Annotated in this window: 17 protein-coding genes and 5 pseudogenes; 14 read left to right on the top strand and 8 right to left on the bottom strand. The window is 49.0% G+C overall.

Annotated elements, in window-relative coordinates; genetic code table 11:
* The first annotated feature begins 24 nt into the window (after positions 1-24).
* The 9 genes and pseudogenes from ACQGXV_RS10695 (at position 25) to phoU (ending at position 6,606) form a co-directional block, all read left to right on the top strand.
* Positions 25-390: an IS630 transposase-related protein gene (locus ACQGXV_RS10695; RefSeq protein ID WP_440862584.1), complete on the top strand. Its 366-nt coding sequence runs from the start codon at positions 25-27 to the stop codon at positions 388-390.
* The gene (locus ACQGXV_RS10690) at positions 314-847 is read left to right on the top strand and encodes an IS630 family transposase (RefSeq protein WP_440862665.1); all 534 of its coding nucleotides are present in this window, start codon (positions 314-316) and stop codon (positions 845-847) included. The genes ACQGXV_RS10695 and ACQGXV_RS10690 overlap by 77 nt, the downstream gene beginning before the upstream one ends.
* 28 nt (positions 848-875) lie before the next feature.
* Positions 876-1,301: pseudogene (locus ACQGXV_RS10685) on the top strand (transposase family protein); the annotation flags it as partial.
* A gap of 62 nt (positions 1,302-1,363) precedes the next feature.
* On the top strand, positions 1,364-1,807 hold the full coding sequence (locus ACQGXV_RS10680) for a hypothetical protein (protein WP_440866369.1): 444 nt from the start codon (positions 1,364-1,366) through the stop codon (positions 1,805-1,807).
* A 194-nt stretch (positions 1,808-2,001) separates the two neighbouring features.
* Positions 2,002-3,045 carry a phosphate ABC transporter substrate-binding protein PstS gene (gene pstS / locus ACQGXV_RS10675; protein WP_440866368.1) on the top strand — a complete coding sequence of 348 codons (1,044 nt, stop codon included), beginning with the start codon at positions 2,002-2,004 and terminating at the stop codon, positions 3,043-3,045.
* 122 nt (positions 3,046-3,167) lie between these two features.
* Positions 3,168-4,127 carry a phosphate ABC transporter permease PstC gene (gene pstC / locus ACQGXV_RS10670; protein ID WP_440866367.1) on the top strand — a complete coding sequence of 320 codons (960 nt, stop codon included), beginning with the start codon at positions 3,168-3,170 and terminating at the stop codon, positions 4,125-4,127.
* Positions 4,127-5,014 carry a phosphate ABC transporter permease PstA gene (gene pstA, locus ACQGXV_RS10665; protein WP_440866366.1) on the top strand — a complete coding sequence of 296 codons (888 nt, stop codon included), beginning with the start codon at positions 4,127-4,129 and terminating at the stop codon, positions 5,012-5,014. Before pstC ends, pstA begins: the two co-directional genes overlap by 1 nt.
* Positions 5,015-5,065: 51 nt before the next feature.
* Positions 5,066-5,842: a phosphate ABC transporter ATP-binding protein PstB gene (pstB, locus tag ACQGXV_RS10660; protein WP_440866365.1), complete on the top strand. Its 777-nt coding sequence runs from the start codon at positions 5,066-5,068 to the stop codon at positions 5,840-5,842.
* A 14-nt stretch (positions 5,843-5,856) separates the two neighbouring features.
* Entirely contained in the window at positions 5,857-6,606 is a 750-nt protein-coding gene (gene phoU, locus ACQGXV_RS10655; RefSeq protein ID WP_440866364.1) for a phosphate signaling complex protein PhoU, read from the top strand.
* Positions 6,607-6,619: 13 nt separating this feature from the next.
* Here phoU and ACQGXV_RS10650 read toward each other — a convergent pair.
* A pseudogene (locus ACQGXV_RS10650) lies at positions 6,620-7,832 on the bottom strand (IS256 family transposase).
* 59 nt (positions 7,833-7,891) lie between these two features.
* Here ACQGXV_RS10650 and ACQGXV_RS10645 point away from each other — a divergent pair.
* The 3 genes and pseudogenes from ACQGXV_RS10645 to ACQGXV_RS10635 form a co-directional block, all read left to right on the top strand.
* Positions 7,892-8,251 (top strand): annotated as a pseudogene (locus ACQGXV_RS10645) (integrase core domain-containing protein); the annotation flags it as partial.
* Between the two features lie 120 nt (positions 8,252-8,371).
* Positions 8,372-8,737: an IS630 transposase-related protein gene (locus ACQGXV_RS10640; RefSeq protein ID WP_440864667.1), complete on the top strand. Its 366-nt coding sequence runs from the start codon at positions 8,372-8,374 to the stop codon at positions 8,735-8,737.
* Complete coding sequence (locus ACQGXV_RS10635; protein ID WP_440862665.1) at positions 8,661-9,194, top strand: IS630 family transposase; 534 nt, start codon at positions 8,661-8,663, stop codon at positions 9,192-9,194. Before ACQGXV_RS10640 ends, ACQGXV_RS10635 begins: the two co-directional genes overlap by 77 nt.
* Before the next feature lie 25 nt (positions 9,195-9,219).
* On the opposite strand, the pseudogene ACQGXV_RS10630 reads toward ACQGXV_RS10635, so the two are convergent.
* Positions 9,220-9,438, bottom strand: a pseudogene (locus ACQGXV_RS10630) (ORF6N domain-containing protein); the annotation flags it as partial.
* Between the two features lie 514 nt (positions 9,439-9,952).
* On the opposite strand from ACQGXV_RS10630, the gene ACQGXV_RS10625 reads away from it, so the two are divergent.
* The gene (locus ACQGXV_RS10625) at positions 9,953-10,297 is read left to right on the top strand and encodes a hypothetical protein (protein WP_440866363.1); all 345 of its coding nucleotides are present in this window, start codon (positions 9,953-9,955) and stop codon (positions 10,295-10,297) included.
* Positions 10,298-10,299: 2 nt separating this feature from the next.
* On the opposite strand, the gene ACQGXV_RS10620 is transcribed toward ACQGXV_RS10625, so the two are convergent.
* From ACQGXV_RS10620 to ACQGXV_RS10605, 4 genes are all read right to left on the bottom strand, one after another.
* A complete protein-coding gene (locus tag ACQGXV_RS10620; RefSeq protein WP_440866362.1) occupies positions 10,300-10,644 on the bottom strand; it encodes an antiterminator Q family protein in 345 nt (114 codons plus the stop codon).
* Positions 10,641-10,799, bottom strand: coding sequence for a hypothetical protein (locus ACQGXV_RS10615; protein ID WP_440866361.1), 159 nt, complete (start codon positions 10,797-10,799; stop codon positions 10,641-10,643). The genes ACQGXV_RS10620 and ACQGXV_RS10615 overlap by 4 nt, the downstream gene beginning before the upstream one ends.
* Positions 10,796-11,080, bottom strand: a complete 285-nt coding sequence (locus ACQGXV_RS10610) for a RusA family crossover junction endodeoxyribonuclease (RefSeq protein ID WP_440867366.1) — start codon at positions 11,078-11,080, stop codon at positions 10,796-10,798. Before ACQGXV_RS10610 ends, ACQGXV_RS10615 begins: the two co-directional genes overlap by 4 nt.
* A 168-nt stretch (positions 11,081-11,248) precedes the next feature.
* Complete coding sequence (locus ACQGXV_RS10605; protein WP_440866360.1) at positions 11,249-11,539, bottom strand: DUF1364 domain-containing protein; 291 nt, start codon at positions 11,537-11,539, stop codon at positions 11,249-11,251.
* A gap of 329 nt (positions 11,540-11,868) precedes the next feature.
* Between ACQGXV_RS10605 and ACQGXV_RS10600 the strand changes: the two are divergent.
* Positions 11,869-13,379 (top strand): annotated as a pseudogene (locus ACQGXV_RS10600) (IS3 family transposase).
* 42 nt (positions 13,380-13,421) lie between these two features.
* Here ACQGXV_RS10600 and ACQGXV_RS10595 read toward each other — a convergent pair.
* The gene (locus ACQGXV_RS10595; RefSeq protein WP_440862665.1) at positions 13,422-13,955 is read right to left on the bottom strand and encodes an IS630 family transposase; all 534 of its coding nucleotides are present in this window, start codon (positions 13,953-13,955) and stop codon (positions 13,422-13,424) included.
* The gene (locus tag ACQGXV_RS10590) at positions 13,879-14,244 is read right to left on the bottom strand and encodes an IS630 transposase-related protein (protein ID WP_440862584.1); all 366 of its coding nucleotides are present in this window, start codon (positions 14,242-14,244) and stop codon (positions 13,879-13,881) included. Before ACQGXV_RS10590 ends, ACQGXV_RS10595 begins: the two co-directional genes overlap by 77 nt.
* Positions 14,245-14,296 lie beyond the last annotated feature (52 nt).

Raw genomic sequence — 14,296 nt, 5'->3', positions numbered from 1 at the left:
CTTAATTTTGATTACATTATTTAAATGAGCTATTCAATTGATTTTAGACGTAAAGTGATATCTACACGGAAAAACGAAGGGTTGAGTATCCGAGAAACAGCGAAGCAATTTCGGATTGGCCCTGCCTCTGTATCGCGTTGGATTAATCAAATAGAGTCAAAAGCATCGACCACGCGTCAGCGAAAGATCGATAAATCCGAGTTGATAAAAGATGTTGAACAATATCCAGATGCTTACCAAAAAGAACGTGCAGAGCGTTTTGGCGTTTGTCAGAAGGCCATTTGGCAAGCGCTTAAAAAGCTGGGATTGACCTATAAAAAAAACTCTACGTCATCCGAAAGCCGACGAAAACGCCCGGCAGGGATTTCAACAAAAAAAACAACAGTATGAAAAAGAAGGTAAACCTATTGTTTTTATTGATGAAAGTGGTTTTTCACACGATGCCCCACGGACTCACGGCTATTCCCCAAAAGGTCAACGGTGTTTTGGCCTGAAGAACTGGGGAGCTAGGGGAAGAACAAATGTTATCGGCGCTTTATTAGGCACAACGCTGTTTGCTATCGGATTATTTGATATCAATATTAACAGCGATGTTTTCTATGCCTGGGTCACACAAGTCCTTATCCCAGTACTCCCTAAAAACAGTGTAATCATGATGGACAATGCCACTTTTCACAAAAAACATAATATTCAACAAGTCATCATCGATGCAGGGTATATGGTGGAGTATTTGCCTACATATTCGCCAGATCTTAACCCAATTGAGCATAAATGGGCACAAGCAAAAAGCAAAAAAAGAGAGATGGGTTGCGATACAGAGAGTTTGTTCTCAGTCCATATGGTGTAATCAAAATTAAGTCGCTTGGCTATATTCGGGAAAGAAAAGACAGACCACTCGAAAAGGGCTTATTATGACTGACGAAACAAGGCAAATTGGATTTATCCCCATGAGCAAAAATGGGCGCCGTCACGATAAACGCTTACTCGATAAAGTCGATATAATTCGCCATATTCCTCCTGAGGTAACCATCTGGGCAGATACCGGTTTTCAAGGTATAGATAAACAGCATCCTAATACACAAATCCCAAAAAAAGGAACTCGAAAAAGACCTTTATCGCCTGAACAAAAACAAGAAAATAAAATAATCTCGGGCATCCGTATTACAGTTGAACACGCCATCGCGGGTATCAAGCGCCTCGGTTGCATGACCCAAATTTTACGGAATCGTAGACCCTTTATTGATGATACCTTCTTACTCCTTAGCGCCGGTCTTTGGAATTTCCATCTCAGAACAGCGTAAAATTTACTTCAATCACCGAAACACCCTTATTTCACTATTAAGCAACACGCTTAATAAGTTCGTTGCTGATAGGCATTTTGTTATCCTTTGAAGGTTTTCCTCAAAATGCCATTTACACAGATTATTTTACAGTCTCTGATAACGTGGTTGACTGGTTTTCTCCTGAGGAAAACGGGTTGTCATTGCGAACCACGGCGCTTCGTTTACACAGCCGCACGCGCTTAAACGCCTGGCAAACATGGAGTGCGGTCACACAACACCCGTTTCATGACAATAGTGGGCAAACGTTCGAGCATTTTTATTTTAGCTTACAGGCTGCCGTTGCCGGATTAGGGGTTGCGATTGGGCCGTGGCAACTGGTCAGAGATGATATTGCCAGTGGCGTTCTGGCTGCGCCGTTAGGGTTCATTGAGGAGAGCTCCTGTTACTGTCTGCTATCGCCCTCCCCATTATTTCCTGATACTTTTCAGGCAGATTTATTGGCCTGGTTGCGCGCTATGGCCTGAATCAACGCCGCGCGCGTTCAGGTAAAATGCCGCGTTTAATGCAATTGATCGTGAACAAATTTTGTGTGTCATAAAACTGTCACATTCAATACATTTTACTGTCATGTAATTGTCCTATTTTTCCTCCTGCGAACTACACTCTGATCAATAAAGAATCTGGGTCGACACCTTTAAAAAATCCCACAGGAGGGATTATGAAACTGATGCGTACCACGATTGCCGGTCTCGTTATGGCAACCTTCTCCCTGACGGTGGTCAACGCCTCAGCTGCCGTTAACCTTACCGGTGCAGGTGCTACGTTCCCAGCGCCGGTCTACGCCAAGTGGGCAGACTCTTACCAGAAAGAAACGGGCAATAAAGTTAACTATCAAGGTATTGGTTCTTCTGGCGGCGTTAAGCAGATTCAAGCAAAAACCGTTGATTTCGGTGCATCTGATGCACCACTGGCTGATGAGAAGCTGGCTGAAGATGGCCTGTTCCAGTTCCCTACCGTAATCGGTGGTGTGGTATTGGCGGTAAACGTCCCGGGCATTAAATCTGGCGAATTGACGTTGGATGGTAAAACGCTGGGTGATATCTACCTGGGTAAAATCAAAAAATGGAATGATGCGGCCATCACTAAACTGAACCCGAGCGTCAAACTGCCGGATCAGGATATCGCCGTCGTTCGTCGCGCTGACGGTTCCGGTACCTCTTTCGTGTTCACCAGCTATCTGGCGAAAGTGAACGCTGAATGGAAAGAGAAAATTGGTGCTGGTTCTACGGTTAACTGGCCGACCGGTCTGGGCGGTAAAGGTAACGACGGTATTGCCGCATTCGTTCAGCGTCTGCCAGGCTCAATCGGTTATGTTGAATACGCTTATGCCAAGCAGAATAACCTGGCTTACACCAAGCTGATTTCTGCCGACGGTAAAGCCGTTCAACCGACCGGCCAATCATTCAGCAACGCGGCCAAGGGCATCGACTGGAGCAAATCTTTCGCTCAGGACCTGACCAACCAGCACGGTGCTGACGCATGGCCAATCACCTCTACCACCTTCATTCTGGTTCACCAGAAACAAGACAAACCAGAGCAGGGCGCTGAAGTGCTGAAGTTCTTTGACTGGGCGTTCAAGAAAGGCGGTGATCAAGCGGTAGCGCTGGATTACTCTACGCTGCCAACCGAAGTGGTTGAGCAGATTCGTGCCGCATGGAAAACCAGTGTAAAAGACAGCAGCGGTAACGCGCTGTTTAAATAAGCATTGAAACGCTATGCAAGCCCTTGTGCGGTTAACAAGGCACTGACATAAGTTATGGCGGATGGGCGGGAAGCCCGTCCGCCTTTGCCTGTCAAATGATTAACACTGAAGAAGAGAGCCCTATGGCTGAGTATAAGCCAACCATGAAAGCCCCCGGAAAGCTGGGCGACGTCATCTTTAGCGCACTTGTGAGATTCTCCGCGCTGCTGACGCTGCTGCTGCTGGGCGGCATCATCGTATCGCTGATCGTGGCATCCTGGCCGAGCATTGAGAAGTTTGGCTTTGCGTTTCTGTGGACTAAAGAGTGGGACGCGCCTGCCGGGCAGTTTGGTGCGCTGGTGCCGATTTACGGTACCGTCGTGACCTCGCTGATTGCCCTGATCATCGCTATTCCTATCAGCTTCGGTATCGCCTTGTTCCTGACCGAGCTGGCACCGGACTGGTTAAAACGTCCGCTGGGCGTTGCCATCGAATTATTGGCCGCCATTCCGAGTATCGTTTACGGGATGTGGGGTCTGTTTATCTTCGCACCGTTGTTTGCCAAATACTTCCAGCAACCGGTCGGGAGTATCCTGTCCGGCATTCCTATTTTGGGCACGCTGTTTTCTGGCCCGGCGTTTGGTATCGGCATTCTGGCCGCCGGTGTGATTCTGGCTATCATGATCATTCCTTATATCGCTGCCGTAATGCGCGACGTGTTTGAGCAAACACCGGTAATGATGAAAGAGTCAGCCTACGGCATTGGTTGTACTACCTGGGAAGTGATTTGGCGCATTGTATTGCCTTACACCAAAAACGGGGTGATTGGCGGCGTCATGCTGGGATTGGGGCGCGCACTGGGTGAAACCATGGCAGTAACCTTTATTATCGGTAACACCTACCAGTTGGACAGCCTGTCGCTGTTTATGCCCGGCAACAGTATCACTTCCGCTCTGGCGAACGAATTTGCTGAAGCAGAATCTGGCCTGCACACGGCGGCATTGATGCAGCTTGGTCTTATCCTGTTTGTGATTACCTTTATCGTGCTGGCGCTGTCTAAGTTGACGATTATGCGTTTGGCAAAAAATGAGGGGGCACGCTAATGGCAGCGTTAGGAATGGAACAAGAAGCCACGCTGGCACGTACCCGGCAGAAAATGCAGGCCTGGCGTCGCCAGAAGAACCGCATTACGCTGTGCCTCTCCATGACCACCATGGCGTTTGGCCTGTTCTGGCTGGTGTGGATCCTGTTCTCCACCGTGGTGAGAGGGATCGATGGCATGTCGATGGCGCTGTTTACCGAAATGACGCCACCGCCCAATACCGCAGGCGGTGGGCTTGCCAACGCCATTGTCGGCAGCGGATTGCTGATTTTCTGGGCCACCGTATTGGGTACACCGCTCGGCATTATGGCGGGTATCTACCTGGCGGAATATGGTCGTAAATCCATTATTTCCGAAGTAATTCGCTTTATTAACGATATCTTGTTGTCGGCACCTTCCATTGTGGTTGGCCTGTTTGTCTACTCGATTGTCGTGACCAAGATGCAGCACTTCTCGGGGTGGGCGGGGGTGATTGCGCTGGCGCTGCTGCAGGTGCCTATCGTGATTCGTACCACGGAGAACATGCTGAAACTGGTCCCCGATAGCCTGCGTGAAGCGGCCTATGCGCTGGGAACGCCGAAGTGGAAAATGATTTCGGCCATCACATTAAAAGCCTCTGTTTCCGGCATTATCACTGGCGTGCTGCTGGCAATCGCCCGCATCGCCGGGGAAACCGCACCGTTGCTGTTTACGTCGCTGTCCAACCAGTTCTGGAACACCGACATGATGCACCCGATCGCCAACCTGCCAGTGACTATCTTCAAATTTGCCATGAGCCCGTTTGTCGAGTGGCAACAGTTGGCGTGGGCGGGAGTGCTGCTGATTACGCTGTGCGTGCTGTTGTTGAACATTGTGGCGCGCATTCTGTTTGCGAACAAAAAATATTAATGGATTCAACGGTGTGTCGGACGACGCGCCAGTTAAAAGAGAGAAATCTTAATGAGTATTGCTACCGAGACATCCAACCACAAAATCCAGGTGCGCAATCTGAATTTCTATTACGGAAAATTCCATGCGCTGAAAGATATTACGCTGGATATTGCCACCAATCAGGTGACCGCGTTTATCGGCCCGTCTGGCTGCGGCAAATCCACGCTGTTGCGTACGCTGAATAAAATGTATCAACTGTATCCGGAGCAGCGTGCGGAAGGGGATATTTTGCTAGATGGCAACAATATTCTTACCGACAAGCAGGATGTGGCGCTGCTACGCGCCAAGGTGGGCATGGTGTTCCAGAAGCCAACCCCCTTCCCGATGTCGATTTATGACAATATTGCCTTTGGTGTGCGCTTGTTCGAAAAACTTTCCCGCGCTGATATGGATGAGCGTGTGCAGTGGGCTTTGACCAAAGCCGCATTGTGGCAGGAAACCAAAGATAAGCTGCACGAGAGCGGATACAGCCTCTCGGGTGGTCAGCAGCAGCGTTTGTGCATTGCGCGCGGTATCGCTATCCGTCCCGATGTTTTGCTGCTTGATGAACCTTGTTCGGCGCTGGACCCTATTTCTACGGGACGCATCGAAGAGCTGATTTCCGAATTGAAAAAAGATTATACCGTGGTGATCGTCACCCATAACATGCAACAGGCAGCACGCTGTTCGGATCATACGGCATTTATGTACCTGGGCGAACTGATCGAATTTAGCGATACAGATACCCTGTTTACCGCGCCCAAACAGAAACAGACCGAAGACTACATTACCGGTCGCTATGGTTGATTACAGGAAGCATCATGGACAATCTGAATCTGAACAAACACATTTCCGGGCAGTTCAACGCTGAGCTTGAGCACATTCGCACCCAGGTGATGACCATGGGCGGCTTGGTCGAGCAGCAACTGACGGATGCCATTACGGCAATGCACAACCGTGACGCGGAATTGGCCCAGCGCGTGATTGAAGGTGATGCCAAGGTGAACTTGATGGAGGTGACCATCGATGAAACCTGCGTGCGTATCATCGCCAAGCGCCAGCCAACGGCGAGTGATTTGCGTCTGGTGATGGCAATCATCAAGACCATTTCTGAACTGGAGCGTATTGGTGACGTTGCGGATAAAATCTGTCGCACTGCGTTGGAGAAATATTCGCATCAGCATCAGCCGTTGCTGGTTAGCCTTGAGTCGTTGGGTCGCCATACGGTAGAAATGCTGCATGACGTACTGGACGCCTTTGCGCGCATGGATCTGGATGAAGCTATCCGTATTTATCGCGAAGACAAAAAGGTGGATAAAGAGTATGAAGGCATTGTGCGCCAACTGATGACGCACATGATGGAAGACTCACGCACCATTCCGAGCGTATTGACTGCGCTGTTTTGCGCCCGTTCAATCGAACGCATTGGTGACCGTTGCCAGAACATCTGCGAGTTTATTTTCTACTTCGTTAAAGGGCAGGATTTCCGCCATATAGGCGGTGATGCGTTGGAAAAACTGCTGGAAAAAGAGAAAAACGGACCTGCAGAGTCTGTAAAGAATTTTGTGTAAATGGCTCCATTGCTTAACCGGAAATTCGATCTCCATACATCAACATGAATTGGCTCATAGCCGGTTTCCAGTCTCTGATTGGTAGGGTCCATTTAGCCGAGATATTATGCAAGGCTAGATAGAATAATTTTAGCACCGAGTCATCCGTTGGAAATATTCGTCGCGTTTTCGTTATCTTGCGCAATGAAGCATTTAACGACTCTATCGCGTTGGTGGTGTAGATAACCTTGCGGATCTCCGGCGGAAAGTCAAAAATGACGATGAGACGTTCCCAATTATTTCTCCACGACGGGCTGATCGTCGGGAACTGCTCATCCCATTTGGCCGCGAAGGCATCCAGGGCCTCTTCAGCGCCCTCTAGCGTTGCGGAACTATAGATGGTGCGCAGGTCAGCAGCAACGGCCTTACGCTCTTTCCAGCCGACGTAGCGCAGCGAGTTCCGCACCTGATGCACAATGCAGAGCTGTACCCGGGTATGCGGGTAAACAGCTTCAATGGCATCAGGAAAGCCTTTCAGGCCATCGCAGCAGGCGACGAAGATGTCCTTTAGCCCACGATTTTTCAGTTCTGTCATCACAGATAACCAGAACTTGGCCCCCTCAGTTTTGGCTATCCATAGCCCCAGCAGCTCTTTTTCGCCCTGGCCGTTGACGCCGAGGGCCAGATAAACAGACTTGTTGGCCACGGCTCCGCCGTCCTGGCTTTTGACAACAATACAGTCAAGGTAAACAATGGGATAAAGCGCATCCAGCGGCCGTTGCTGCCAGCGCTTAACGTCATCCATCACAGCATTGGTCACTTGAGAAATGAAGCCAGCGGAAACATCGACCCCGTAGACTTCTTTAAAGTGTGCCTGAATATCACGGGTTGATAACCCTCTGGAAATAGAGAGAAATAATGCGGTCATCGAAGCCGTTAAGCTGTTTTTCGTGCTTACCGATCAGTGTCGGCTCGAAGGTACTGTTGCGGTCGCGCGGAATATCGAGCTCGATCTCCCCATTTTGGCTACGTACGCTCTTGGATGTCTTGCCATTGCGTGAGTTGCCTGAATGATTACCAGCCGGGTCATGCTTAGCATACCCAAGGTGCATCTCCATCTCAGCTTCAAGAACCCGTTCCGCCAGTCTTTTAGTCAGCACCTTGAGTAGGCCTGATTCACCCAGCAGATCCTGAGGGGAGTGACAATCTTGAAGCAGTTGGTCAATAAGTTCGTTGCTGATAGGCATTTTGTTATCCTTTGAAGGTTTTCCTCAAAATGCCATTTACACAGATTATTTTACAGTCTCTGGCCTGGGAACTGCGTTGGCATCCCAAACAAGTCATGTTTCATAGTGACCAAGGAAGCCATTACACCAGTCGTCAGTATAGGCAGGCATTGTGGCGTTATCAGATGACCCAAAGTATGAGTCGCAGAGGAAATTGTTGGGATAATAGTCCGATGGAGCGATTCTTCCGTAGTCTGAAGACTGAATGGGTGCCAACGACTGGCTACCAAAGCTTTAGTACTGCTCAATCATCCATTATTCGCTACATAACCCATTATTATAGCGATGTCAGACCTCACTGGTATAACGGTGGGTTAACACCAAATGAATCAGAACGGCTGTTCCATCAACAGTCAGGTAGGGTGGCCAAATTTAGTTGACCACTACAAACAGGCCGAATAGCACATTCATCAGTCGATAACTTTTCACGGATGTAAACCACGGTATTTTCAGACCGCTGCTGTATAGCTAAACGACTTAATTTTGATTACATTATTTAAATGAGCTATTCAATTGATTTTAGACGTAAAGTGATATCTACACGGAAAAACGAAGGGTTGAGTATCCGAGAAACAGCGAAGCAATTTCGGATTGGCCCTGCCTCTGTATCGCGTTGGATTAATCAAATAGAGTCAAAAGCATCGACCACGCGTCAGCGAAAGATCGATAAATCCGAGTTGATAAAAGATGTTGAACAATATCCAGATGCTTACCAAAAAGAACGTGCAGACCGTTTTGGCGTTTGTCAGAAGGCCATTTGGCAAGCGCTTAAAAAGCTGGGATTGACCTATAAAAAAAACTCTACGTCATCCGAAAGCCGACGAAAACGCCCGGCAGGGATTTCAACAAAAAAAACAACAGTATGAAAAAGAAGGTAAACCTATTGTTTTTATTGATGAAAGTGGTTTTTCACACGATGCCCCACGGACTCACGGCTATTCCCCAAAAGGTCAACGGTGTTTTGGCCTGAAGAACTGGGGAGCTAGGGGAAGAACAAATGTTATCGGCGCTTTATTAGGCACAACGCTGTTTGCTATCGGATTATTTGATATCAATATTAACAGCGATGTTTTCTATGCCTGGGTCACACAAGTCCTTATCCCAGTACTCCCTAAAAACAGTGTAATCATGATGGACAATGCCACTTTTCACAAAAAACATAATATTCAACAAGTCATCATCGATGCAGGGTATATGGTGGAGTATTTGCCTACATATTCGCCAGATCTTAACCCAATTGAGCATAAATGGGCACAAGCAAAAAGCAAAAAAAGAGAGATGGGTTGCGATACAGAGAGTTTGTTCTCAGTCCATATGGTGTAATCAAAATTAAGTCGCTTGGCTATATTTGTAAGTCACCCAAAGTGATTCGCAAATTTACCAACTCGTGCCCTACAACTTTGTAATAGTGCTTTCCAACGATGAAACGTTCAACATTATTGCGATGGTTTTTAGTAATTGAGTGTGCAGTTGTCCCATACAGCTTCGCCAATAATTCTGTGGTAATTACGGGGATCCGATTATGGGTAATCAGAGAAAGGGTTTTAGCAGAAATTTGAGTGGTCATAATGACTCTCTCCAGTGATGTCAATGTATCGCCACCACCAGAAACGCCAATTTCAGGGTGGTGACCCAGGTAAGGTTGGCGTACCGGGACATCACCGGCGAGCCTTACGGCTCCCCCACCTGAGCCACCATAATTTAGATGTGCTCATGTGTGCGACATAAAAAAACACGCTCGCGGCGTGCCTGTGTCGCGATGTCTGTCCGGGACGCCAATCCCGGCACCTGGATTTACAGGTGCGAGTGGCTTTGTTGAATAATTTAAGATACTGATTTATATAAGCATTATAAAATTTCAACGACTAATTTTTCCTCTCGGAATGCTTTTTATTGTGCTAACTATTTGATTTGTCGTTCTAACAAAATACATTCTCTGTAAATGCATTCTAACTAAAGAAGATGTAAATCAAACGGTTAAATTATTCAACAAAGCCGGTGCGAGTTGACTGTAGCGCATGGGTTGTTCTTCCGTCAACGGGATTACTGGGTTACACTTGGCCTAAACAGGAGGATTTCTCATGGGCCAAGTTGCATTTGATACTCAAGAGTTCGTAGAAACGCTGGAAAAATCGGGCTTGAAGAAAGAGCAAGCCAAGGCGATTTCTATTGCCGTCCGTAAGTCGCACGAGGTCGCGGATGTAGCTACCAAGCGTGACCTTGAAGATGTGCGCAAAGATATGGCAGCTCGTTTTGAGAAAGTCGACACCAAAATAGATTCTCAAATAGCTCTGGTTCGAAAGGACTTACAGCTTGAAATGGCAGGTATCCGCTCCGAGCAAAAACTCATACGCTGGATGCTTAGCGCACTTATTGCTGGTATGATTTCGCTAATCATCAAGGCGTTTTTTGTAGTATCCGTGTAACATCAAGCCGCCTCCAAAATTTCAGCCACGCGACCGGCAATGTAGGCTTCAGCCCTTTCGAGCACCTTGCTCACAACGGAATGGTGACGATGTGGCTCCATGCCCTCACCTATCGCTCTACACGACACCTTGCCCTTGTAATACGCCACCACGATATCGTAGCCCAGAGGGTCGAAGTACTTGAGCCTCCCTACCGCACGGTCGACGGTCTCCCCGTCCTCATCCGACAGCATGGGCCGGATATCGCTACTGGCCGTAACGAGGGGCCATGCTGCCTTGTACTCGGTGCCAATACGTGAGCCACTCCAGTTTCCCCATGCCGTCAACAGGTATCGAATATCTCTCATTTCACCGCCCCCCAGTTTTTGCCGTTCCTGATGCTGTAGATATGCTGCTTGCTGGTCTCGAATTTCCTCGCAACCTCAGCCACCGCCATACCGGAGGCCAGCAGTGCCCGGATAAGCGGAATATCTTCCGCCGTCAGTCGCACACGCTGTCTCATGCCGCCTCCAATTCGGTGATGACGATATCCAGACTCCCGCCTTTCTCCTGCTGCCCGCGCCTTACCCTGAAATCGTCTATCTGTTCGTCGTCCAGCATGAAGCCTGCATGCGTGAGCGCATCGAAAACCGCCTTTTGCAGTTTGTCAAGGCCACGGCGTCGTTTGTCTGGAGAATTAGCGATGATGGCGATTTTCAGTCTTGCGGGAGTGTTGATATCGAGGCTTTGATGCTGGATTATCTGGATGATGCTTTGTCGGTATTCTGTGCCTTTCTTGCTGATCTAGTGCCTACCCCTTGCGTGTCGCCAATATGTGTTATAGCCAACCGACTTAAAAATGATTACATCCTATGCCCTGATATGCGGCAAAGAAGCATAGCTGGCTGTTATCAAAATAATGTCGCTTGGCTATAACTCTGGGCGGCCACGGCAATTTGAGGTGATATTCAGTCATCGCCGTATCTTCCCCTCTGCCAGTAAAACAGCCTGCGTCCTGATTACGCCCTCAAGGTGAGCAAGGTGTGCGCTATCGGCGCCGGTAAGGCGCGTGCGTCGGTCTATCTCGTCATGACATGATGAACATGTCCAAGCCCCGAACAGGTCGTCAGGCTTCATTCCGGTGCCACAAATGCCTGACATCCGATAATGCGCCAGCACTACAGTTTCAGCGTTGCCGTTACAGATGCCCGGTAAGCGCACCTGACACTCGCGCCCTCTGGCCTCTTTTCTAAGATTCGCCATCGTTTTCGCTCCTCACTCTCTCAGTTGCTTCATCCTCAAGCAGCCGATCCGCGCATTCTGCATGTGCGTATACCTCACCGTTAACCATTGGCGCGTTGCAGGCACAACAAAGCGGGTAGCCCTCGTAGCTAACGCCCCATGAGCGATGCAGGCAGCCTTTTTGATAGTCGGTTATGTCATCGGGAGTCAGCATTCAATTCCTCCTGGATCATCAGGAAAAAAATCGCAATCGCCCTTAGTGGATTTTGATGAGTGGCTCCAATGCCCCCCATGTCAGGGTAGTTGTCGCCTCTGAGTGAAAAAAATCTAGGGGGCTGGAGAAGCTGTTCATGGGAAGCTATTCGCCAGAACGTAAAGCGGCTGTGATCGCCAGAATGTTGCCGCCGCATAGTCAGTCTATTTACCAGATATCCCGCCTGGAAGGCATTCCCGCCAATACGCTTTATGGCTGGCGGTCTCAGGCTGGAATTCCGACTCAGTCGGCAGCCAGTGAGAGTAAACTCCACCTGGAGTGGTCTCAGGATGCGCGCTTCGCCGTTATCGTTGAAACCGCGCCGCTTTCTGCTCATGCTGTGGCTGAATACTGTCGCCGTAAAGGCCTCTATCCTGAACAGATTCAGCAGTGGAAGGACGAGTTTATGCAGCCAGGTCAGCGTGCAGAAAGAGCCTTAATAAAGAAACAGCAAAAAGAAATTCAGCAGCTTAATCGTGAAATAGCCCGCAAGGACAAAGCCCTCGCCGAAGCGGCGGCACTGCTCATCCTGGAAAAAAAGCTCAAGGCGTTCTTCGACGAAGAACGCGAGGTCGAATGACGCGCACAGCCGACAGGTTACGGCTGATGAAGATGCTGGAGGAGGCTGCCACTGCCGGCGTCCGGCAAAGCGATGCCTGCAGGTCTGTAGGTATTAGCGAGCGGACGTTCCAGCGCTGGCGGCTAAGTCCTGACGACCGGCGACCGACGGCATCACGGCCGATGCCGAAAAACAGGCTCAGTGCTGAAGAGGAACAGCAGGTGCTGGCCATCTGCCATGAGCCACGATTCGCCAGTCTGTCGCCGGCGCAAATCGTACCGGCACTAGCCGATGAGGGGCGTTACGTTGCCAGTGAATCGACGTTTTACCGGGTGTTGCGCCGTGCCGGAGAGGTCAGTCATCGCGGGCGTCAGCAGGCCCCGCAAAGTAAGCCGCTGTCGACATGGAAGGCGATCGCGCCGAACCAGGTGTGGTCGTGGGACATCACCTGGCTGAAGTCGCTGACGGCGGGTCACTGGTTCTACCTGTATCTCATAGAAGATGTGTTCAGTCGCAAAATAGTGGGTTATGAGGTGTACCCGGTCGAAAGCGGCGAGTATGCAGCAGAACTGCTGAAGCGAACGGTGCTGAGCGAGCGCTGCTGGCAGGAGCCGCTGGTACTGCATGCGGATAACGGTGCACCGATGAAGTCACAGGTGCTGCAGGTGAAGCTTGCGGAGCTGAAGATAACCCCGTCACACAGTCGGCCGCGGGTAAGCAACGACAACGCCCACGTGGAATCGCTGTTCAGGATGCTGAAATACGTGCCTGCATGGTCTGAAAAAGGCTTTGCAACGCTGGAAGATGCGCGAGCCTGGGTGGAAACCTTCGTCGGCTGGTACAACGAGTAACATCGCCATAGCGGTATCCGGTATGTCACGCCGGGCCAGCGGCACAGAGGCGAAGACAGCCAGTTGCTGGTAAAGCGAAAATCGGTGTATGAGGCAGCAAAAATGCAGAACCCGCATCGTTGGTCAGGGCCAACAAGAAACTGGGAGCGGCAGGACGAAGTGTGGCTAAATCCGGAACGGGAAAAACAGGCCGTATGAATCAACTGGGGCGACAACTATAGCCAAGCGACTTAATTTTGATTACACCATATGGACTGAGAACAAACTCTCTGTATCGCAACCCATCTCTCTTTTTTTGCTTTTTGCTTGTGCCCATTTATGCTCAATTGGGTTAAGATCTGGCGAATATGTAGGCAAATACTCCACCATATACCCTGCATCGATGATGACTTGTTGAATATTATGTTTTTTGTGAAAAGTGGCATTGTCCATCATGATTACACTGTTTTTAGGGAGTACTGGGATAAGGACTTGTGTGACCCAGGCATAGAAAACATCGCTGTTAATATTGATATCAAATAATCCGATAGCAAACAGCGTTGTGCCTAATAAAGCGCCGATAACATTTGTTCTTCCCCTAGCTCCCCAGTTCTTCAGGCCAAAACACCGTTGACCTTTTGGGGAATAGCCGTGAGTCCGTGGGGCATCGTGTGAAAAACCACTTTCATCAATAAAAACAATAGGTTTACCTTCTTTTTCATACTGTTGTTTTTTTTGTTGAAATCCCTGCCGGGCGTTTTCGTCGGCTTTCGGATGACGTAGAGTTTTTTTTATAGGTCAATCCCAGCTTTTTAAGCGCTTGCCAAATGGCCTTCTGACAAACGCCAAAACGCTCTGCACGTTCTTTTTGGTAAGCATCTGGATATTGTTCAACATCTTTTATCAACTCGGATTTATCGATCTTTCGCTGACGCGTGGTCGATGCTTTTGACTCTATTTGATTAATCCAACGCGATACAGAGGCAGGGCCAATCCGAAATTGCTTCGCTGTTTCTCGGATACTCAACCCTTCGTTTTTCCGTGTAGATATCACTTTACGTCTAAAATCAATTGAATAGCTCATTTAAATAATGTAATCAAAATTAAGTCGTTTAGCTATATCAGCAATTGATGGC

This window comes from Symbiopectobacterium purcellii (assembly GCF_052050035.1).
Lineage (GTDB): Bacteria > Pseudomonadota > Gammaproteobacteria > Enterobacterales > Enterobacteriaceae > Symbiopectobacterium > Symbiopectobacterium purcellii_A.
The sequence above is the reverse complement of the archived record's forward strand: the minus strand, read 5'-3'. Positions and strand labels throughout refer to the sequence as shown.

What these genes read in the sequence shown, in the direction of transcription:
- ACQGXV_RS10695 (WP_440862584.1), top strand. Translation starts at nt 25, where the DNA reads ATGAGCTATTCAATTGATTTTAGACGTAAAGTGATATCTACACGGAAA.
- pstS (WP_440866368.1), top strand. Translation starts at nt 2,002, where the DNA reads ATGAAACTGATGCGTACCACGATTGCCGGTCTCGTTATGGCAACCTTC.
- pstC (WP_440866367.1), top strand. Translation starts at nt 3,168, where the DNA reads ATGGCTGAGTATAAGCCAACCATGAAAGCCCCCGGAAAGCTGGGCGAC.
- pstA (WP_440866366.1), top strand. Translation starts at nt 4,127, where the DNA reads ATGGCAGCGTTAGGAATGGAACAAGAAGCCACGCTGGCACGTACCCGG.
- pstB (WP_440866365.1), top strand. Translation starts at nt 5,066, where the DNA reads ATGAGTATTGCTACCGAGACATCCAACCACAAAATCCAGGTGCGCAAT.
- phoU (WP_440866364.1), top strand. Translation starts at nt 5,857, where the DNA reads ATGGACAATCTGAATCTGAACAAACACATTTCCGGGCAGTTCAACGCT.
- ACQGXV_RS10640 (WP_440864667.1), top strand. Translation starts at nt 8,372, where the DNA reads ATGAGCTATTCAATTGATTTTAGACGTAAAGTGATATCTACACGGAAA.
- ACQGXV_RS10625 (WP_440866363.1), top strand. Translation starts at nt 9,953, where the DNA reads ATGGGCCAAGTTGCATTTGATACTCAAGAGTTCGTAGAAACGCTGGAA.
- ACQGXV_RS10620 (WP_440866362.1), bottom strand. Translation starts at nt 10,644, where the DNA reads ATGAGAGATATTCGATACCTGTTGACGGCATGGGGAAACTGGAGTGGC.
- ACQGXV_RS10615 (WP_440866361.1), bottom strand. Translation starts at nt 10,799, where the DNA reads ATGAGACAGCGTGTGCGACTGACGGCGGAAGATATTCCGCTTATCCGG.
- ACQGXV_RS10605 (WP_440866360.1), bottom strand. Translation starts at nt 11,539, where the DNA reads ATGGCGAATCTTAGAAAAGAGGCCAGAGGGCGCGAGTGTCAGGTGCGC.
- ACQGXV_RS10590 (WP_440862584.1), bottom strand. Translation starts at nt 14,244, where the DNA reads ATGAGCTATTCAATTGATTTTAGACGTAAAGTGATATCTACACGGAAA.